The sequence below is a fragment of the Hydrogenothermus marinus genome, assembly GCF_003688665.1.
Classification (GTDB): Bacteria; Aquificota; Aquificia; order Aquificales; family Hydrogenothermaceae; genus Hydrogenothermus; species Hydrogenothermus marinus.
On the sequence record NZ_REFO01000016.1, the window covers coordinates 16,966 to 36,526 of the forward strand.

A 19,561-nucleotide genomic window follows, 5' to 3' on the forward strand; every position below is an offset into this window, starting at 1 on the left:
CTTTATAAAGCCTTTATTTTTTCCATTATTATTTTAGCCATTTCTTCATGAGAAAGATTATCTTCAAACTTTATAGGCTTACCTACTTTTACTTTTATAGGATAAACTAAAAATTTAGGAAATTTACTATCCCTTGATAAAACCTTATCAGCTCCCTCTATTCTTACAGGAACTACTGGTGCTTTTGTTTTTTCAATTAAAAGGCCTATTCCCGGCTGTGGCTTTAAAAACTTTCCAGGAGCCGCTCTTGTTCCTTCTGGAAAAATTCCAATTACATATCCTTTTTTCAGAAAATCTATTGCTTTTATTAAAGATTTTACTCCTTTTCTTCCCCTTTCTACTGGAATAGCTCCTGCTTTTGTAATAATACTTCCTAATATTGGTACTTTAAATAAATCTTCTTTTGCCATAAATATTACAGGAAAAGGAGAAATAGTATTTATAATTGGAGGATCAAGATAGCTTCTATGATTTGCAGCTATTATAAAGCCACCTTCTTTTGGAAAATTTTCAGCTCCTTCAACTTTTAACCTAAATAATAGTTTTACAAAAGGTTTTAGCTTAAACCATATTTTATAGCCTAATTCTGAATAAGGTTTTTTTTCCATAAATCTATTATAGTTTAAAATAGCTACATTTTTCATTTAAAAAGCAATTTTCACAGTTTGGATTTTTTCTACACATATCTTTACAATGTTTTACAATCAATGCATGGAATTCTTTATATATGTTTGTGTCTTTTTTTATGTTTTTTTCAATAAAATGTCTTAAAAAATCATAATCTATTTTTTCATTCTTTATTAATCCAACTCTATAAAAAAGTCTTTTCGTATAAGCATCTACAATAAAAATAGGTTTATTAAGACCATATAATAAAATAGTATCTGCTGTTTCTTTTCCTATTCCTTTAATAGAAAGAAGAAAATCTCTGTCAATGTTTTCTTTTTTGATAGATAAAACCTTTTTTACAAATCTTTTTAATGTTTTAGCTTTTTGATTATAAAATCCTGAAGGTTTGATTAATTTTGAAAGATTTTCTTCTGATATTTTTTCTATTTTTTCAAAAGAGGTTATATTATTTAAAATTAAATTATTTAAAGCCTTTTCTACATTATTCCAATTTGTGTTTTGGGTTAATATTGCTCCTATGCAAATCTCTTCAAATGGTTCAAACTTACCAGTTAAAGGCCACCAATTTTGGTAGCCATAATTTTTTAGTAATGTTTCATATAACTGCTTAACCTCTATCTTCTGCTTCCCTCCTGCACAATTTTTACAAGATACTTTACTTTTTCCTTGTCCATATCAGGCATTAATCCATGTCCTAAATTAAATATATGTCCTGAATCTTTCCCCCATTTTTCTAAAATTTCTATAGCTTTTCTTTTAATAACCTCTTTCTCTGCATATAAAACTATTGGATCTAAATTACCTTGTACAGCAGATTTTGGAAATACTTTTTCTTTTACTTTTTTTATATCTATCATCCAATCTACACTATAAACATCAGCTCCAGAGGTTATCATATAATCTAAGAAACCAGCTACACCTTTTGTAAAATGAATAATAGGAGTATTTGTTTTTTCTTTTAGTTTTTTTATAACTTTTTTTATTGGTGGTAAAGCAAACTCTTTATAATCATCAGGTGATAGATAACCTGCCCAGCTATCAAATATCTGAACAGCATCAGCTCCACTTTCAATCTGAAAATAAAGATAGTCTACAAGGCTATCTGCAAGTTTATCAAGTAATGTTTTAAATTCTTCTGGATAGTTATACATAAAAGTTTTTGCTTTTTTAAAATCTCTTGAAGTTCTTCCTTCTATCATATAAGCAGCAAGAGTAAAAGGAGCTCCACAAAATCCTATAGTTGGAATAGCCCTATTTAAACTTTCATTAACTCCTTTTATAATCTCTCCAACATAACTAACTTCATTTACATCTAAAGGCTTTAATCTATTTATATCTTCAGGTTTTTCTATTGGCTTTTCAAAAACAGGACCTTCTCCTTGCTTAAAATCAAAATTAAATCCCATTGGCTCAAGAGGTGTTAATATATCAGAAAATATAATAGTTGCATCTACTCCTAAAAATTTATAAGGTAGTATTGAAGCTTCAACTGCAAGTTCTACATTTTTATAAAAATTTTTAAATTTACCTGCTTTTTCTCTTAATTTTCTATATTCAGGCATATATCTTCCTGCTTGTCTCATTAGCCAAATAGGAGTTCTTTCTATCGGTTCTTTTTTTATAGCTCTTAAAAGCAAGTCATTTTTCGGTTTTTCCATAAAACTCTCCTTTTATTTAATTAATCCAACTATTTTAAACACAAACTCCTTACCATATTTTTCCTCAAATGGCTTATAAACCTTAAGCATTAAGTTTACAGCTACAATAAATCTTCTTTTCATTGATAAAATACGCTCAATAATAATATAATTTTTTATACTAAAAATATCAAACTAAAAGAGGTTATTTTGCTGAAAAATATTAAAAGAATACTAATAGCAAACAGAGGAGAAATTGCAGTAAGAGCAGTAAGAAGTATAAGAGAACTTGGAGGAGAATCTATAGCAGTATATTCAACAGGAGATAAAAACTCTATCCATAAAGATTTAGCAGATATTGCAATATGTATAGGAGATGCTCCTGCAAATAAAAGTTATCTAAATATTCCATCTATTTTATCTGCAATAGAAATTACAGGAGCTGATGCAGTTTACCCTGGATATGGATTTTTAGCTGAAAATCCAAATTTTGCAGGAATATGTGAAAAAAGTAATATAACCTTCATTGGCCCTTCTTCTGAAACTTTGAGTTTAGTTGGAGATAAAGCAAAAGCTAGAGAGGCGGCAAAAAGGGCTAATGTTCCAATAATTCCTGGAAGTCCACCAGTTGAAACCTTAGAAGAAGCTTTAAGCATTGCTAAAAAAATAGGATACCCTGTTTTACTTAAAGCTGCTGCTGGTGGTGGTGGTAGAGGTATGAGAGTTGTTCATAATGAGCAAGAACTTACAAGACTTTTACCTGTAGCTCAAAGAGAAGCAGAAGCAAATTTTGGAGATTCAACAGTTTATATAGAAAAATTAATCCAATCTCCAAAGCATATAGAGATTCAAATACTTGCAGATAAATATGGAAATGTTATCTATATTGGAGATAGGGAATGCTCTATTCAAAGAAGACATCAAAAGGTTTTAGAGGAAAGTCCTTCTCCTTTTATTACAGATGAAGTTAGAAAAAAGATGGGAGAAGCGGCAGTAAGATTTGCTAAAGAAGTAGGATTTGTAGGAGCAGGAACAGTAGAGTTTATTGTTGATAAAGATATGAATTTTTATTTTATAGAAATGAATGGAAGAATACAGGTAGAGCATCCAGTTTCTGAAATAACTACTGGAATAGATATAGTTTCTTGGCAGTTAAAAATTGCAGATGGACAAGAATTGAATATAAAGCAAGAAGATATAAAACAAAAATACCATGCAATAGAGTTTAGGATAAATGCAGAAGATCCGGAAACTTTCCAGCCAAATATTGGTAAAATTGAAAAGTTATATCTTCCGGGAGGATTTGGAGTAAGAGTAGATACTCATATTTATCAAGGATATGAAATTCCACCTTATTATGATTCTTTAATTGGGAAGATAATTGTTTATGGAAAAACAAGACAAGAAGCTATAAATAGAGGGAAAAGAGCCTTAAAAGAGTTTATTATAGAAGGAATAAAAACAACAAGAGATTTTCACTTGAAAATTTTAGAAGATGAAAGATTTTTAGATGGTAGTTATACAACCACATTAGTAGATGAAAAATATTTAAAAGGATAGAAAAAATGATATTAAAAGTAATACCAGTAGGACCAATAGATGAAAATACAATAATAGTAGCAGATGAAAAGACAAAAGAAGCAATTATTATAGATCCGGGTGCAGAAGGTGAAAAATTAAAAAAAGAGCTTGAAGGTTTAAAGCTAAAAGCGATAGTTAATACCCATGGACATATAGACCATGTAGGACAAGTTGGTTTTATAAAAAAAGAATTTGATGTACCATTTTATCTAAATAATAAAGATATATTTTTAACAAAAGATGAGTTATTCCCCGGCTTTATGCAATATATAAAAGCTGTACCTTGCCCTAAGCCAGATTTTGATTTAAAAGAAGGAGATTCTATTAAGGTAGGAAATTATGAATTTCAAGTAATAGAAACACCAGGACATACCCCTGGAGGAGTATCTTTTTATGAGCCAAATGAAAAAATTCTTATTGCAGGAGATACATTGTTTAAAGGAAGTGTTGGAAGGACAGATTTACCAGGAGGAGATGCAAAACAGCTAATGGAAAGTCTTCAAAAACTTATGAAACTTCCAGACGATACAACAGTAGTTTGTGGACACTACTCAAATACAACAATAGGCTATGAAAAAGAGAATAATCCATACATTACAGGTAAACACAGAGTATCCTTATGGTAAAAATTGGAGCTCATGTATCTTCATCTAAATCTTTAGACCTTGTTTTTGATAGGGGAAAAGAGATAGGAGCAGAAACTATCCAGTTTTTTGTTCGCTCTCCAAGAGCTTGGGCATGGAAAGAAAGAACAGATAAAGAAAAAGAACTTTTTAATAAAAAAAGGAAGGAAACAAAAATAAATCCTTTAGTTGTACATGCTTCATATCTTTTTAATCTTGCATCTGAAGATGAAAATCTTAGAAAAAAATCTATAACTGGTGTAATTGAAGAGTTAATGCTTTGTGAAGAATTAAATGTACAATATTATGTAATCCATGCAGGAAAAGCAAAAGGCCAATCGGAAGAAAAAGCTATTAATCATATACTAAATGCTATGGAGGATATATTTAAAAAAGTAAATCTAAAAAACACAACCTTTTTAGTAGAAACCCTTGCAGGACAAAAAGGAGAAATAGGAAAAACTACTGAAGAAATAAAAAGGTTAATTGAACCATTTAAAACAGAAAATATAGGTGTTTGCATAGATACGTGCCATATTTATTCAGCAGGTTATAAAATTAATGAAAAAAAAGGCTTTAATGAGTATAAAAAAGAAGTAGATTCATTAATAGGATTAGAAAAAGTAAAAGTTATTCATTGTAATGATTCAAAAACACCATTTAATTCCCACAAAGATAGACATGAGCATATTGGAAAAGGAAGTATTGGATTAAAAGGATTTGAACTATTTTTAAATGACTCTTATTTTTCAAAACTACCTTTTATTCTTGAAACACCAAAGGAAGATAATATGGATATTATTAACATAAAAATATTAAAAAGCTTAATAAAAGCGCCCGTAGCTCAGTCTGGATAGAGCATCGGTTTCCGGGGCCGATAGTCGCTGGTTCAAATCCAGCCGGGCGCATATGAGAAGGAGAAAGATGGAAATATTAAAAAATGAGCTTTTAGGTTTGGTAAAGGAAAATTTAACAAAGTATTTAGATTCACATATAGAATTTATTTTGAAAATAGGTAGATATATTCTTGAAAGTGGTGGAAAGAATATAAGACCATTATTAGTTTTATCTTTTGCAAAACTTTTAGAAGAAGAGGATTTAGATGATTTAGTTCCACTTGCAATTTCTATGGAGTATTTACATACTGCTTCTTTACTTCATGATGATGTAGTAGATAAAGCAGACACAAGAAGAGGTAAACCTTCTGCCAATACAGTTTTTGGAAATGATACAGTTGTATTAACAGGAGATTATATGTATGCAAACTCTTTATATCTTTTTTCAAAATATGGAAATATAGAAATGATTAAAGTTGTTTCAGATGCAGTAAAGAAAATGGCAGAAGGACAACTTTTAGAGTTAAAAAAGATAGCAGATTTTGATTTAACTGAAGAAGAGTATTTTAAAATAATAGATGGTAAAACTGCAGTTTTATTTGCTGCTTGTGCTTATGTTGGAGCTAATTACTCAAAAGCAGATGAAAACCTTTTAAACCAAGCATATCAATATGGAATAAATATAGGAAGAGCTTTTCAGATAGTAGATGATATTTTAGATTATATATCTACGGAGGAAAAACTTGGAAAACCTGTATGTAATGACTTGCGAGAAGGAAAAATCACTTATCCTTTAATAACTGTTAGAGATTTACTTTCAGAAGAAGAAAAGCAGTATTTTAGGAAGCTTGTAAAAGATATAAATCCTTCAGACAAAGATATAGAAAAAGCAAAAAATATAGTTTTAGAAAAAGAAGGACATAAAAAAGCATTTCAAGTAGCAAAGGATTATGTGAGAAAAGCCATAGAAAATTTAGACTTTTTTCCTAATAATATTTATAATCAAGAACTTAGAAAATTAGCCGAATATATTGTAGAGAGGGAAGTTTAATGGAAAGAACTATTTTAAAATCTAAAATTCATAGAATTACAATTACAGGTGCAGACCTTAATTATGAAGGCTCATTAACCTTAGATGAAGATTTAATGGAAAGAGCAAATCTTTTACCTTATGAAAAAATAGAGGTTTATAATGTAAATAATGGCCAAAGATTTTCAACTTATGTAATTCCGGGAAAAAGATACAGTGGTGAGTGTATACTTAATGGTGCAGCAGCAAGACTTGGACATAAAGGAGATATTATAATTATTGCATCTTATGTAAATATTAAAGATGAAGAGCTTAAAGATTTTGAAATAAACCTTGTTTATATGAATGAAAACAATCAAGTAAAAGAACATAAAAAAGTTTCTGTATTTGAGCATCAATTTATAGAAAAGGAATAGTCCTATGCAAAAAAAAAGCTGGGGATTATTTATAATTTTTCTTTTTTCCTCAGCTTTTTTTATATCTTCTTGTGGAACAAAAAAGATAAATTATTCTTATAATTATGAAATCTCAGATGAAGATCAATACTACTTAGATAGTGAAGCTAAAAAATTACATATAAAAATTCCAAATAAAAGAGATATTAGAAAGTTTTTATATTATTTCACACATGAAGATAGAGGATTTATCCAAGAAGGATTAAATAATGCTCAAATTTATCTTCCAACAGTAAAAAAGATATTTATAAAATACAACATACCTACTGACCTTGCATATCTTCCTTTAATAGAAAGTAAATATAATCCTTATGCAGTTTCTTCGTCTGGTGCAGCAGGTTTATGGCAGTTTTTACCTATGACAGCCAAAAGATTTGGATTAAAAATAAATCATGTAATTGATGAAAGAAAAGATCCTTATAAATCAAGTATTGCTGCTGCTAAATATCTTAAATATTTATACTCATTATTTGGAAGATGGGATTTAGTTTTAGCAGCTTATAACTGCGGAGAAGGATGTATCCAAAGAAAAAAAGGTTATAAAAAAGGTTTTTGGAATATAAAGTATAAACTTCCTAAACAAACAAGAGATTATGTTCCTAAATTCTTTGCTGCATTATTAATTGCTAAAAATCCAAGAAAATATGGTTTTTATATAAAAAGAAAACCTGTTTATATAGTTAGAAAACCTGCAAAAACTACATTTAGTTTAAAAAAGTTAGCTTATTTTTATCATCTTGATTATAATCTTGTAAAGCTTTTTAATGCTCATTTAAAAAGAAAAGTAGCATATAAAGGTGTTTATGTTAATATTCCTATTAAGAAAAAAATAGCATCTAAAAAACCAAAAATTAAAAAAGTTTCTTTAAAATACAAAATTTATATAGTAAAACCAAAAGATACATTATATAGAATTGCTAAAAAATATGATATAAGTATTGAAAAAATAAAAAGGGTAAATAAACTACATTCTAATATTATTAAAGTTGGGCAAGTATTAAAAATACCTATAGAGGATTAAATGATAGAAAGAAGAAAAACAAGACCAGTTTATGTTGGAAATGTAAAAATAGGAGATAATGCACCTATTATAGTTCAATCTATGACAGATACTAAAACAAGAGATATAGAATCTACATTAAATCAGATAAATAGACTTTATAAAGCAGGATGTGAAATTATAAGAGTTGCGGCACCAATAGAAGAAGATGCAAAGGCATTACCAGAAATTGTAAAAAATTCACCAATACCTGTAATAGCAGATATCCATTTTTCACCAAGAATAGCATTTTTAGCATTAGAAAGTGGTATCCATGGAATTAGGCTAAATCCGGGAAATATTAATGATAAAGGTAAAATAAAAGAAATTCTTCAAGAATGTAAAAAGAAAAATATAGCAGTTAGACTTGGAGTAAACTCAGGTTCTTTAGAAGAAAGACTACTTGAAAAATATGGATACCCTTCAGGAGAAGCCTTGGCAGAAAGTGCTTTGTACTGGTCTGAATTTTTTGAAAGTGTAGGTTTTTATAATTTTAAAGTTTCAATAAAAGGCTCTGATGTCCTCCAAAATATTAAAGCAAATCAGATTTTTGCAGAAAAAACTGATATTCCTCTTCATATAGGAATTACAGAAGCAGGTCCGGGTAAAAAAGGCTCTATAAAATCTTCTGTTGGTATTGGAATTCTTCTTTATATGGGAATAGGAGATACTGTTAGAGTTTCTCTTACTGCAGATCCAGAAGAAGAGGTTGAAACTGCTTATTCAATACTTCAATCCTTAGGATTAAGAAGAAAAGGTATTGAGATTATATCTTGCCCAACCTGTGGAAGAATAGAAGTAAATCTTCCTGAAATTGTTTCAAAAGTAGAAGAAAAATTAAAGTATCTAAATAAACCTTTAAAAGTTGCAATTATGGGATGTGTAGTTAATGCAATAGGTGAAGCAAAAGAGGCAGATATTGGTTTAGCTTGTGGAAATAAATCTGCTATATTATTCAAAAAAGGTCAGCCAATAAAAAGAGTTTCTGAAGAAGAAATGGTTGAAGAACTTGTAAAAGAGATAAAAAATATAGATTAATGGATAAAAAATATATAGCGGGTATATTTGAATCATCTGGACATATAACATTTAGGAAAGACATAAGAACAAAAAACTCTATATTTCCTGTAATTATTATAAATTCACAGAACATAACTCTTTTAGAAAATTTAAAAAACATATATGGAGGGAGTTTAAAAAAAGGAAAATATTCTTCAAAATTAATTATTTCTCATAGAAAAGCATTATCATTTATCAATGATATTTATGATTTTCTTCTTTTTAAAAAAGAAATTGCAGATATTATAATAGATTTTTATAATGTTAGATTTACAAGAAAATATGAAGCAAAAAGAAAAAAAGATTTAGTTAGAAAATTTATACAGCTTGAAGGTTTTGAAGAAAAGAATACAAAAAAAGGTAATGGTTCAATAATAAAATGGCTTGAGGAGAAAGAATGAGTTGGGAATACAAAGATGTTAAATTAAAAGGTATTGCAGTAGATGTATTATCAGATGAATGGATAGAAGAAGATGTAATTAATAAAGCACCTGTTGAAATATATAAAATAGCAAAAAGAAAAGGTGGTTTTACTCTTTTTATGAAATCACCAACAGAAGATTTAGAATGGTATTTTTCAAAAGGACTTACAGAAATAAAACTTAAACAAGGAAAAACAGGAAAATATCTACATATAGAGCATGAAGATGGTATTTACTGGGTAGATATGCAGATAAATAAAGAAGTATATGAGTTTTTAAAAGAGTTTATACAGGAGCAAGAATAAATGGAAAAAGCTATGGAAAAAGCATCTATATTAATGGAAGCACTTCCTTTTATTACAAAATTTAGAGGAAAAACATTTGTAATTAAGTATGGTGGAAATGCTATGGCAAAGGCAGATTTAAAGACTGCTTTTGCACAAGATATATTAATGCTCAAATATATTGGAATAAACCCTGTAATTGTACATGGTGGAGGTCCTCAAATAGGTGAGTATCTAAAAAAGATGGGACTTGAAAGTAAGTTTATAGGAGGACTTAGAGTTACACCAAAAGAAACTATGGATGTTGTAGAGATGGTTTTAGGTGGCCTTGTAAATAAAAATATTGTGATGCTTATAAATAAATATGCAGGTAGCCATACAAGAGCTATAGGTCTAACTGGAAAAGATGGAGGACTTATAAGAGCAAGAAAACTTGATATAGGACAGTACTTTAAAGAGATTGGAGAGTTTATACCAACAGAGCTTTTAGATTTAGGACATGTTGGAGAAGTTGAATATATAGATACAGAGATTCTAAAAAATATTATGAATTTATATATACCAGTTATAGCACCAATAGGATTTGATTCAGAAGGAAATGCATATAATATAAATGCAGATTTTGTAGCTGCTGCAGTTGCAGGAGCCTTAAAAGCAGAAAAAGCTATATTTTTAACAGATATAGAAGGAATAAAAGATAAAAATAAAAATACAATATCATCAATCAAAAAAGAAGATATTCAAAAACTTATAGAAGATGGAACAATTACAGGAGGAATGATACCAAAAGTAAAAGCTTGTATAAAAGCTCTTAATGAAGGAGTAAAAAAAGCACATATATTAGATGGAAGAATTTTACATTCAGTTTTACTTGAAATTTTTACAAATGAAGGTGTAGGAACAGAAATCTATCAATGAGGTGAGAAAAATGAAAATAAAACTAAATGGTGAGTATAAAGAATTTAATAAAGATGAAATGACTATTACAGAACTTGTAAAAGAACTTGGAATAAAGGCACCTAATTTTGCAGTAGCAGTAGGAATGGATGTTATACCAAAAAGTGAGTATGATACATTTAAGATAAAAGATGGAGATAATGTAGAAATAGTAACTTTTGTTGGTGGAGGTTAATAATTGAATAATATCCTAAAATCTTTAAGACCTTATCCAATGGATGAGCTAAATAGAATAAAACAGTCTTTAAAAGAAAAAAGAATAAAAATATATGATTTTGGGACAGGTGATCCAAAAGAACCAACACCTTTCTTTATAAGAGAAGCAGTTCAAAAAGCAATTCCTGAAGTAAGTCAATATCCAACTGTAGCAGGAAAAAGAGATTTAAGAGTTGCAATCTCTGATTATATAAAAAGAAGATTTGGCGTTAGACTTAGTCCTGACAAAAATATTATTCCATCAAATGGCTCAAAAGAAGCAATATTTCATTTTCCACTTGTTTTTATAGACCCTTCAGAAGAAAAAAAGACAGTAATATTTGGGACACCTGCTTATCCTGTATATGAAAGAGGAGCATTATTTGCAAATGCTGATGTATATCCTATCCAATTAAAAGAAGAAGATAAATTTTTACTTAGACTTGATAAAATACCTGAAGAAATTTTAAAGAAAACAAAAATAGTTTGGATAAACTATCCGCATAATCCAACAGGAGCAGTAGTAAACAAAGAATATTTACAGGATATCTATGATATATGTAATCAATATAATATTATCCTTTGCAGTGATGAATGTTATATAGATTTATATTTTGAGAAAAAGCCACCATCTATTCTTGAAATAGGCACAAAAAATGTTGTTGCTTTTCATTCTTTATCAAAAAGAAGTGGTATGACAGGTTATCGTTCAGGGTTTGTAGCAGGAGATGAAGATATAATTCAAACATATAAAAAATTTAGAACATCTTTTGGAGTAGCAACACCAGAATTTATACAAGAAGGAGCAAAAGTTGCTTGGGAAGATGATAATCATGTTAAAGAAAGAATTAAGATTTTTAAGCAAAAAAGAGATTTATTTATAGAATTTTTTGATAGAATAGGCCTTGAATATCTATATCCACAGGCAACATTTTATTTTTGGGTAAAATCCCCTACAGGAATTCCTGCCAAAGAGTATGTAAAAAAGCTTCTTGAAAATGGCATAGTAGTATCTATTGGAGAAAATTTTTGTGCAGGTATAGAAATAAAAAATGGTAGTTGTAAAAGTGAATTTTTCAGAATAGCTTTAGTACCAACTGTAGAAGAATGTAAAGAAGCTATTAATGTATGGGAAAAAGTTCATTATGAAATAAAAGGAGCATAAAGCTCCTTTTTATCTTATTTATCTTGAAAGTAAGTCTAAACTAAATTCTTTATTGTTATATAAATCTATTGAATAATTATCCCAAAATACACATGTTCCACCTGCAATAAATTTACCGCCATTTTCATCTACATATTCAGCAAATAATATAGGTTCAAATTCTAATTTAGATTCACAAGTATCTTCTCCATGAACTAAAATTCTTACTTTAGGATCAGTAGTTAATAAGCTGTCGGTACAAGCAAGCATAACTTTGTTAATAGAATTATTCATATTTGATATATCTGTTGTTGTGATTAAAAGATTATCATTATCATAATTGTTAATATTATCTATAATAATATCTCCATTAAACTTAATTCCAAATCTTTCTGACAAAGTATTGCAAGTATCTGCTATATGATCCTCATTTTTATAATAAGCAAAAATTCCTACAGTTTTTCCTTTTTTTACAAGTTCCTCTATAAAATCTACTTCTTCTTTTTTAAAAGGAATTTCTGGATAATTAAAAATGATAGTGTCATAGTTTGCAAGTTTTTCAAACTCATCAACTTCATCAACTTGCATACCAGCTTCATTTATATATCTTTGAAGCTTTGAAAAATAATAATGATCTGAAATAATAAATTCCTGATGAGATATATCCCATCCTATCTTTCTCATAACTTCCTCCTTTAGTTAGTATATAATTATGTTAGATATTATTTTAACATCTATTGACTTTATAAAATCCAAATATAATTTAATTTATATTACTAAACTTCAATAACAAAAAGGAGAGATAAGAAATGACACCTATGAGAGCACAAAGAATATTTATGGGTATACTTCTTACAATAGCACTTGTTTTAATGCATTCAGGTTTTAGTTGGGGAGAGTATATCATCTGGTTTATGATATTTATGCTTATATTTTCTGGAATTACTGGATTTTGTCCTTCAGATGCAGTTTTTGGTAAACTTTTTGGTAAAAAAGTTAATGAGGATTCTTGTTGTCAGTGAAATTTTTACAAATAAGTGATACTCATTTAGGCTATAACCAATATGGTCTAAAAGAAAGAGGAGAAGATTTTTTTGATGTTTTTAAGGAAGCTATTGATATAGCTATAGACGAAAAGGTAGATTTTATACTTCATTCAGGGGACTTTTTCCATACTTCTCGTCCCTCTAATGAAGTGTTATTAAATGCAATTGATCAATTAAAAAGATTAAAAGAAGCTAATATTCCAATATTTGCAATATCTGGAAACCATGATAGAGGAAATCAAGTAAGAGATATTTCTCCTTTAAAGATTTTAGAAAATTTTGGTTTAAATTTAGTTGAAAATGGAAGTTTATATTATGAAGGAATAGTTATTTCCGGATTAAAATATCTTTCAAAAGTAGCAATAAGAGAACATAAAGGAATTAAGGATTTTTTAGAAAAAATATTAGAGAAATCCCCTGATAAAAATGCTCTTCACCTTTTAATGCTTCACGCAGAATTTGAACCATTTTTTCCAAATAGCTTAAATCTAAACAAAGAAGTTCCCGAAGGTTTTGATTATATAGGAATAGGCCATTATCATATTCCACAAAAACCATTTTTAATGGGAAATACAACTGTTCTATATGCAGGTTCTACAGAATTTACTGCATATAATGAAAAAGAGGAAAACTATCCAAAAGGTATACATCTAATTAATTATCAGGATAAAGAGTTTGATTATAAGTTCCTTGAATTAAAAAGAAAAAGACCTTTTATCAGAATAAATGTAGAAGATAATTTAGAAAAATTAGAAAAGGATTTAAAAGAAAAATTAGAAGAAAGTTATGAAATATCAGATAAAAAACCTGTAGTTATTCTTAAAGGAAATGTAAAAAATATAAGCTATAAGGATATTTATACCTTAATAGAAGCTAAAAATTTTAATGAAAAAGTTTTACATTTTAATATATCTTTAACAAATATTTTTGAAACAGAAAGTTTAGTAGAATCTTTATCTGATAATAAAGAAGAGCCTATTGAATATAAATTAAAAGAGTTTTTAGATGATGAAAATCTTTATAATCATGTAATAGATGTAATAGCAACTCTTAAAACCTTTGATACAACTGATGAGGTTAAAAAATATCTAAAAGAAAATCCTAACCTTTTAGACATTTAAGCATCTTTATTTTGTTATAAATACTGCTGATTAAAGTTTTATTTTCTATAAAATCAAGTTAAAATATTTTTTTGTTTTAAATACTAAATTACAGATTTACGAGGTAAGTTTATTGCAGAAATTCATATTTATTACAGGTGGTGTTCTTTCTTCGCTTGGAAAAGGCGTTACTTCAGCAGGAATAGGTGCAATATTAGAGTCTATGGGTTATAAAATAACTTTTTTAAAATTAGATCCATATTTAAATATAGATCCAGGAACTATGAATCCTTATCAGCATGGTGAAGTTTATGTAACTGAAGATGGAGCTGAAACTGATCTTGATCTTGGGCATTATGAAAGATTTACCCATGTAGTTTTAACTAAATATAATAATGCAACTTCTGGAAAACTTTATAATACAATTCTTGAAAAAGAAAGAAGAGGAGCATATCTTGGAGCTACAGTCCAGATAATTCCCCATTTTACAAATGAAATAAAAAGAGCTATAGAAAAGGCAGCAGATGGTGCAGATATTATATTAGTTGAAATAGGTGGTACAGTAGGTGATATTGAGAGCTTACCTTTCTTAGAAGCTATTCGTCAGATGTCATTAGAACTGGGGAAAGAAAATTCTTTATTTATTCATCTTACTTATGTTCCTTATATAAAAGCTGCTGGAGAACTTAAAACAAAACCATCCCAGCATTCAGTAAAAGAATTAAGAGCAATAGGAATCCAACCAGATATTTTAATATGTAGAGCTGAAAAACCTTTACCTAAAGCTATAAAAAGAAAATTGGCTTTATTTACAAATGTTGATGAAGATGCAGTTTTATCAGCACCAGATTTAAATACAATTTATGAAATACCTTTATTGTTAAAAAAAGAGAAATTAGATCAAGTTATATCCAAAAATTTAAAACTTGAGTATAAAGAACCAGACTTGACCCATTGGAAAAAAATAGTAAATACATGGAATAACTTAGAAAAAACAGATAAAGAAGTTAATATAGCTATAATTGGAAAATATATAGAATTAAAAGATGCATATAAAAGTATAGATGAAGCTTTAATCCATGCAAGTATAGCAAATAAAGTTAAAGTGAATTTAAATTGGGTAAAAGCTGATGATTTAACTGAAGAGAATATATATGAAAGTCTAAAAGATATAGATGGGATACTTATTCCCGGTGGATTTGGAGAAAGAGGAATAGAAGGAAAAATATTAGCTGCTAAATATGCAAGGGAAAATAATATTCCATATTTTGGTATATGTCTTGGTATGCAAGTAGCTGTCATAGAATTTGCAAGAAATGTTGTAGGTTTAAAAGGAGCCAATTCTACAGAGTTTGATCCTGAAACACCATATCCTGTAATAGATTTAATGCCAGAACAGAGAAATATTAATAATAAAGGTGGAACAATGAGACTTGGTGCTTACAAATGTACTTTAAAAGAAGGTACTAAAGCTTTTGAGATTTATGGAAAGAAAGATATTTATGAAAGACATAGACATAGATATGAATTTAACCCAGAATTTAGACCAATTTTAGAAGAAAAAGGGTTAGTTGTATCAGGAGAATATACTGCTAAGAAATTACCAGAAATTATAGAACTTCCGGAGCATAAATGGTTTATAGGTTGCCAATTTCACCCAGAATTTAAAAGTAAGCCTTTTGCTCCTCATCCTTTATTTGTTGCTTTTGTAGAAGCAAGTTATAAAAATAGACTGGAAAAAATAAATTAAAGCATTAAAATTATTGTTAATTACAAAGGAGGTATGTTTTTGGATAATATAAAAGAGTTAACTCCAAAAGAGATAGTTAATCAGCTTGATAAATATATAGTTGGACAACATAAAGCAAAAAAAGCAGTAGCTATAGCTTTAAGAAATAGATGGAGAAGGCAAAAACTTCCAGAAAAATTAAGAGATGAAGTTATACCTAAGAATATATTAATGATAGGACCAACAGGTGTTGGTAAAACAGAAATAGCAAGAAGATTAGCATCTTTAGTAAATGCTCCTTTTATTAAAGTAGAAGCAACAAAGTTTACAGAAGTTGGTTATGTAGGAAGAGATGTAGAAGCAATTATTAGAGAACTTGTTGAGACTGCTTTTAAAATGGTGAAAGCTGAAAAAATAGAAGAAGTTAAAGAAAAAGCAGAAAAATTAGCAGAAGAAAAAATTTTAGATTATTTAGTTCCAAGAAAAATAAGAAGATTTGGAAGTTTTGAAGAAAGAGAAGAAGAATCTCCTGCAAGAGAAAAATTTAGAGAAATGTTAAGAAAAGGTCAGCTTGACGACAAAATAATAGAGATTGAAGTTGAAGAAAAACCAACAGTTGTTGGTGGAGTTATAGCTCCAGGTATGGAAGATATAGAAAGTCAGTTAAAGGATTTATTCTCATCTATTGCACCAGCTAAGAAAAAAAGAAGAAAAATGAATGTAAAAGATGCCTTTAAATATATAAAACAACAGGAAGCAGAAAAACTTATAGATATGGATGAAGTAGCTTCAGAAGCAGTAAAAAGAGCAGAAAATTTTGGAATAGTTTTTATAGATGAGATAGATAAAGTAGCTGGAAAATCTTCGTCTTCAGGACCTGATGTTTCAAGAGAAGGTGTTCAAAGAGATTTACTTCCAATAGTAGAAGGAACTACTGTTTCTACAAAGTATGGACCTGTTAAAACAGATCACATACTATTTATTGCTGCAGGAGCTTTTCATTTAGCAAAACCTTCAGATTTAATCCCAGAACTACAAGGTAGATTCCCAATAAGAGTAGAGCTTAAAGCATTAACAAAAGAAGATTTTATAAAAATTCTTACAGAACCTGAAAATGCTTTAATAAAACAGTATAAAGCATTAATGGAAACAGAAGATGTTTATTTAGAATTTACAGATGATGCAATTGAAGAGATAGCAAGAATAGCAGAAGAAGTTAATGAAAAAACTGAAAACATAGGTGCAAGAAGATTACATACAATTTTAGAAAATATAATGGAAGATTACTCTTTTGAGGCTCCAGATTTAAAAGGACAGACTATAATAATAGATAAAAAATTTGTACAATCTAAATTAGAAAACATTATCCAAAATGAAGATTTAACTAAATATATTTTATAAATAAAAAGAGAGGTTAAAAAATGGAAGAAAAATTAAATGAAGCGCCAATTCCTTTCTCAGAACTCTTAAAGGATATAGACGTAAAAGAAAAATCAAGAGCTTATGTACTAATAGAAGCTGATCCTGCTTTAATACCAGAGATATTAGAACAACTGGCGAAAATAGAAAATGTAAGATCTGCAGATATAGTAACTGGAATTTATGACATTATAGTTTTTGTAGAAGGAGAAAATCAAAATGAGATTGGAAGAGTAGTAATTAGAGATATAAATCCTATAAAAGGAGTAAAAAAAGCTACTACTTGTATGGTTGTTGAAATTTAATTTATGTTTTTAAGTTTGTTTATTTTATCAGTTAAATAATCTTTATAAGTTCCATTATCTATGGAAAAGGCTTTTTTATAATATTCTAAAGCCTTTTTATTTTCTCCTATTTTTTCATAAAGATTTGCTATTTTAATAATAGCCTTTATATCATTTTCCTTAGCTAAACCTTCATAAAGTTCAATAGCTGCATAAGGATTACCTGTTTTTTCACAAATATTAGCAAGTTTAAAAATTATTTTTTTATTTTCTGGAAATTTATAATATGCTTCCTCTAAAGTTAACTTTGCTAAATCTGTTTTATCTTCTTTTAAATAAGAATTAGCTATTAGAAGATAAGCATCAATATATTTAGGAAATTCTTTTAGTATTATTTTTGAATATTTAATAGCTCCCCTGTACGCTCCAACTCTATAGTTTAAATAAGCAATTTTATATAAGATATCTGGATCAGGATTTAATTTATAAGCTTTTCTATAATAAAAGATAGCACTTTTTAAATCCCTTATTTTTTCAAACTTTTTTGCTAATGAATAATAGTAAGCAAAATCCTTTTTTGTATTAAGTTGTTTTTTTTCTTCTTTAGAATTACTTTCCTCTTTTTGTGTTTCTTTACTATTCTCTACAGTAGAAATTTGTTTAGTCTTTTTATTGTCTAAATTACTTTTTATTGTTTCTTGTGGTTTTTGATTATTTTCTTCTCTAAAATTAACCTCAGGAATTTGTAAAGATGCAATATTTTTAAAATCTTTATCTGATATGGAAATATTATTCATAGGATAATTTAAATTTTTAACTTCTTTTTGCTTTTGATTATTTTGTTTTGGATTTAATTCTGCAGTGGCTGCTTTTTTAGGATTATTAATAGTAATTAAAGACTTTTCTTCAAATTTGAAAAAATTTATATAAATAATAAATAAAATATTTACAACTGTTATTACAGATAAAATTACTAATACTATTTGAAGTTTATTTTTTCCTTTCTTTATATGAGTTAAAGGATGAATATCTCTACCGTCTTTGTCTTTCTTTTTTATAACTTGATTTAAATCTCCCACATTATTCTCTCATTTATCTTTATATTTCAAGAATAAATTATACGATATAAATTTATAAAAATTAAACATTTATCGTAAGAATTATTATTTATCCTACTTATGATTGGCTAATATCCTAAGTAAAAGATGAAAATTTTAGAGTGATTTAAGTTAATTTGATTTTTGGAAATTTTTTTGGTTGCGGGGGAGGGATTTGAACCCTCGACCTCCGGGTTATGAGCCCGGCGAGCTACCAGCCTGCTCCACCCCGCGATACTTTTCAACTCAATGGTGGGCCCGGCAGGATTCGAACCTGCGACCTACGGATTAGAAGTCCGTTGCTCTATCCAGCTGAGCTACGGGCCCAAAAAATTAAGTCGGAGTGGCAGGACTTGAACCTGCGACCCCGTGCTCCCAAGGCACGTGCTCTGCCACCTGAGCTACACTCCGAACAAAAGAGGAGAATAATATATCTTATTCTTTTAAATATGTCAAGAATTATTTTTTAAATTTTCTATAGCTTTTTTGATATCTTCTTTAGCAATTTTTGAAGATTTGAAGTCTCTAACTTTTACCCATTTTCCTTTTTCAAGTTCTTTATAATGTTCAAAGAAATGTTTTATTTTATTCAAAATAGCTTCTGGTAAATCTGAAACTTCATTTATATTATCAAAAGAAGGGTCAAGTTTAGATACAGGAACAGCAATTATTTTTGTATCTATTCCTTCTTCATCTTCCATTTCTAACATTCCTATAGGTCTTGATCTAATAACACTTCCAGGAGTTACTGGTTGCGAAGAAATAACTAAAACATCAGTTGGATCTCCGTCTTCTGCTAAAGTATTTGGAATAAATCCATAATTAAAAGGATAATACATTGCAGTAAATAAAAATCTATCTACAAATACTGCTCCACTTTCTTTATCTACTTCATATTTAATAGAACTTCCTTGGGGAATTTCTACTACTACATAAATATCATCAGGAGGATTTTTTCCAGCAGGAATTTTTGATAAATCCATTTTATTTACAC

23 protein-coding genes and 4 tRNA genes are annotated in these 19,561 nt (G+C 28.4%); 18 read left to right on the forward strand and 9 right to left on the reverse strand.

The window, feature by feature from the left end:
* Positions 1-2 precede the first annotated feature (2 nt).
* Genes CLV39_RS07835 through hemE form a run of 3 tightly spaced genes read right to left on the reverse strand, consistent with a single transcriptional unit; the run spans position 3 to position 2,288 of the window.
* Positions 3-644: a lysophospholipid acyltransferase family protein gene (locus CLV39_RS07835; protein ID WP_245960358.1), complete on the reverse strand. Its 642-nt coding sequence runs from the start codon at positions 642-644 to the stop codon at positions 3-5.
* Positions 616-1,248, reverse strand: a complete 633-nt coding sequence (locus CLV39_RS07840; RefSeq protein ID WP_121923690.1) for an endonuclease III domain-containing protein — start codon at positions 1,246-1,248, stop codon at positions 616-618. Before CLV39_RS07840 ends, CLV39_RS07835 begins: the two co-directional genes overlap by 29 nt.
* Positions 1,245-2,288: a uroporphyrinogen decarboxylase gene (hemE, locus tag CLV39_RS07845; RefSeq protein ID WP_121923691.1), complete on the reverse strand. Its 1,044-nt coding sequence runs from the start codon at positions 2,286-2,288 to the stop codon at positions 1,245-1,247. The genes CLV39_RS07840 and hemE overlap by 4 nt, the downstream gene beginning before the upstream one ends.
* Positions 2,289-2,477: 189 nt before the next feature.
* On the opposite strand from hemE, the gene accC reads away from it, so the two are divergent.
* From accC to dapC, 13 genes are all read left to right on the forward strand, one after another.
* Positions 2,478-3,827 (forward strand): acetyl-CoA carboxylase biotin carboxylase subunit, encoded by a 1,350-nt coding sequence (gene accC / locus CLV39_RS07850; protein WP_121923692.1) that lies wholly within the window; start codon positions 2,478-2,480, stop codon positions 3,825-3,827.
* Positions 3,828-3,832: 5 nt separating this feature from the next.
* On the forward strand, positions 3,833-4,474 hold the full coding sequence (locus CLV39_RS07855; protein WP_121923693.1) for an MBL fold metallo-hydrolase: 642 nt from the start codon (positions 3,833-3,835) through the stop codon (positions 4,472-4,474).
* On the forward strand, positions 4,468-5,328 hold the full coding sequence (locus CLV39_RS07860) for a deoxyribonuclease IV (protein ID WP_121923694.1): 861 nt from the start codon (positions 4,468-4,470) through the stop codon (positions 5,326-5,328). Before CLV39_RS07855 ends, CLV39_RS07860 begins: the two co-directional genes overlap by 7 nt.
* A tRNA-Arg gene (locus CLV39_RS07865) sits at positions 5,305-5,379 on the forward strand. The genes CLV39_RS07860 and CLV39_RS07865 overlap by 24 nt, the downstream gene beginning before the upstream one ends.
* Before the next feature lie 16 nt (positions 5,380-5,395).
* Positions 5,396-6,358 (forward strand): polyprenyl synthetase family protein, encoded by a 963-nt coding sequence (locus CLV39_RS07870; protein WP_170145626.1) that lies wholly within the window; start codon positions 5,396-5,398, stop codon positions 6,356-6,358.
* Positions 6,358-6,753 (forward strand): aspartate 1-decarboxylase, encoded by a 396-nt coding sequence (panD, locus tag CLV39_RS07875; protein WP_121923696.1) that lies wholly within the window; start codon positions 6,358-6,360, stop codon positions 6,751-6,753. Before CLV39_RS07870 ends, panD begins: the two co-directional genes overlap by 1 nt.
* A gap of 4 nt (positions 6,754-6,757) precedes the next feature.
* Positions 6,758-7,813 carry a lytic transglycosylase domain-containing protein gene (locus CLV39_RS07880; protein WP_121923697.1) on the forward strand — a complete coding sequence of 352 codons (1,056 nt, stop codon included), beginning with the start codon at positions 6,758-6,760 and terminating at the stop codon, positions 7,811-7,813.
* The gene (ispG, locus tag CLV39_RS07885) at positions 7,814-8,869 is read left to right on the forward strand and encodes a flavodoxin-dependent (E)-4-hydroxy-3-methylbut-2-enyl-diphosphate synthase (RefSeq protein ID WP_121923698.1); all 1,056 of its coding nucleotides are present in this window, start codon (positions 7,814-7,816) and stop codon (positions 8,867-8,869) included.
* On the forward strand, positions 8,869-9,291 hold the full coding sequence (locus CLV39_RS07890) for a hypothetical protein (protein WP_121923699.1): 423 nt from the start codon (positions 8,869-8,871) through the stop codon (positions 9,289-9,291). The genes ispG and CLV39_RS07890 overlap by 1 nt, the downstream gene beginning before the upstream one ends.
* A complete protein-coding gene (locus CLV39_RS07895) occupies positions 9,288-9,617 on the forward strand; it encodes a hypothetical protein (RefSeq protein WP_121923700.1) in 330 nt (109 codons plus the stop codon). The genes CLV39_RS07890 and CLV39_RS07895 overlap by 4 nt, the downstream gene beginning before the upstream one ends.
* Entirely contained in the window at positions 9,618-10,514 is an 897-nt protein-coding gene (gene argB / locus CLV39_RS07900) for an acetylglutamate kinase (protein ID WP_121923701.1), read from the forward strand.
* 10 nt (positions 10,515-10,524) lie between these two features.
* Positions 10,525-10,728, forward strand: a complete 204-nt coding sequence (thiS, locus tag CLV39_RS07905; protein WP_121923702.1) for a sulfur carrier protein ThiS — start codon at positions 10,525-10,527, stop codon at positions 10,726-10,728.
* Between the two features lie 3 nt (positions 10,729-10,731).
* Complete coding sequence (dapC, locus tag CLV39_RS07910) at positions 10,732-11,913, forward strand: succinyldiaminopimelate transaminase (protein ID WP_121923703.1); 1,182 nt, start codon at positions 10,732-10,734, stop codon at positions 11,911-11,913.
* Between the two features lie 18 nt (positions 11,914-11,931).
* On the opposite strand, the gene CLV39_RS07915 is transcribed toward dapC, so the two are convergent.
* Positions 11,932-12,576: a hypothetical protein gene (locus tag CLV39_RS07915; RefSeq protein WP_121923704.1), complete on the reverse strand. Its 645-nt coding sequence runs from the start codon at positions 12,574-12,576 to the stop codon at positions 11,932-11,934.
* A 125-nt stretch (positions 12,577-12,701) separates the two neighbouring features.
* On the opposite strand from CLV39_RS07915, the gene CLV39_RS07920 reads away from it, so the two are divergent.
* The 5 genes from CLV39_RS07920 to CLV39_RS07940 all read left to right on the forward strand — a co-directional run bounded on the left by CLV39_RS07920 (position 12,702) and on the right by CLV39_RS07940 (position 17,491).
* Positions 12,702-12,914 carry a YgaP family membrane protein gene (locus CLV39_RS07920; RefSeq protein WP_121923705.1) on the forward strand — a complete coding sequence of 71 codons (213 nt, stop codon included), beginning with the start codon at positions 12,702-12,704 and terminating at the stop codon, positions 12,912-12,914.
* Complete coding sequence (locus tag CLV39_RS07925) at positions 12,911-14,059, forward strand: metallophosphoesterase family protein (RefSeq protein WP_170145627.1); 1,149 nt, start codon at positions 12,911-12,913, stop codon at positions 14,057-14,059. The genes CLV39_RS07920 and CLV39_RS07925 overlap by 4 nt, the downstream gene beginning before the upstream one ends.
* A 112-nt stretch (positions 14,060-14,171) precedes the next feature.
* Positions 14,172-15,788: a CTP synthase gene (locus CLV39_RS07930; protein WP_121923707.1), complete on the forward strand. Its 1,617-nt coding sequence runs from the start codon at positions 14,172-14,174 to the stop codon at positions 15,786-15,788.
* Between the two features lie 39 nt (positions 15,789-15,827).
* On the forward strand, positions 15,828-17,168 hold the full coding sequence (hslU, locus tag CLV39_RS07935; protein ID WP_121923708.1) for an ATP-dependent protease ATPase subunit HslU: 1,341 nt from the start codon (positions 15,828-15,830) through the stop codon (positions 17,166-17,168).
* Positions 17,169-17,188: 20 nt separating this feature from the next.
* Entirely contained in the window at positions 17,189-17,491 is a 303-nt protein-coding gene (locus CLV39_RS07940) for an Lrp/AsnC ligand binding domain-containing protein (RefSeq protein WP_121923709.1), read from the forward strand.
* Here the strand turns inward: CLV39_RS07940 and CLV39_RS07945 are convergent.
* The 5 genes from CLV39_RS07945 to ppa all read right to left on the reverse strand — a co-directional run bounded on the left by CLV39_RS07945 (position 17,488) and on the right by ppa (position 19,550).
* Positions 17,488-18,549: a tetratricopeptide repeat protein gene (locus CLV39_RS07945; RefSeq protein ID WP_121923710.1), complete on the reverse strand. Its 1,062-nt coding sequence runs from the start codon at positions 18,547-18,549 to the stop codon at positions 17,488-17,490. The genes CLV39_RS07940 and CLV39_RS07945 overlap by 4 nt on opposite strands.
* A gap of 175 nt (positions 18,550-18,724) precedes the next feature.
* Positions 18,725-18,801 (reverse strand) — tRNA-Met (locus tag CLV39_RS07950).
* A 16-nt stretch (positions 18,802-18,817) separates the two neighbouring features.
* A tRNA-Arg gene (locus CLV39_RS07955) sits at positions 18,818-18,894 on the reverse strand.
* Positions 18,895-18,905: 11 nt separating this feature from the next.
* Positions 18,906-18,978 (reverse strand) — tRNA-Pro (locus CLV39_RS07960).
* Positions 18,979-19,019: 41 nt separating this feature from the next.
* A complete protein-coding gene (ppa, locus tag CLV39_RS07965) occupies positions 19,020-19,550 on the reverse strand; it encodes an inorganic diphosphatase (RefSeq protein ID WP_121923711.1) in 531 nt (176 codons plus the stop codon).
* Positions 19,551-19,561: the final 11 nt, after the last annotated feature.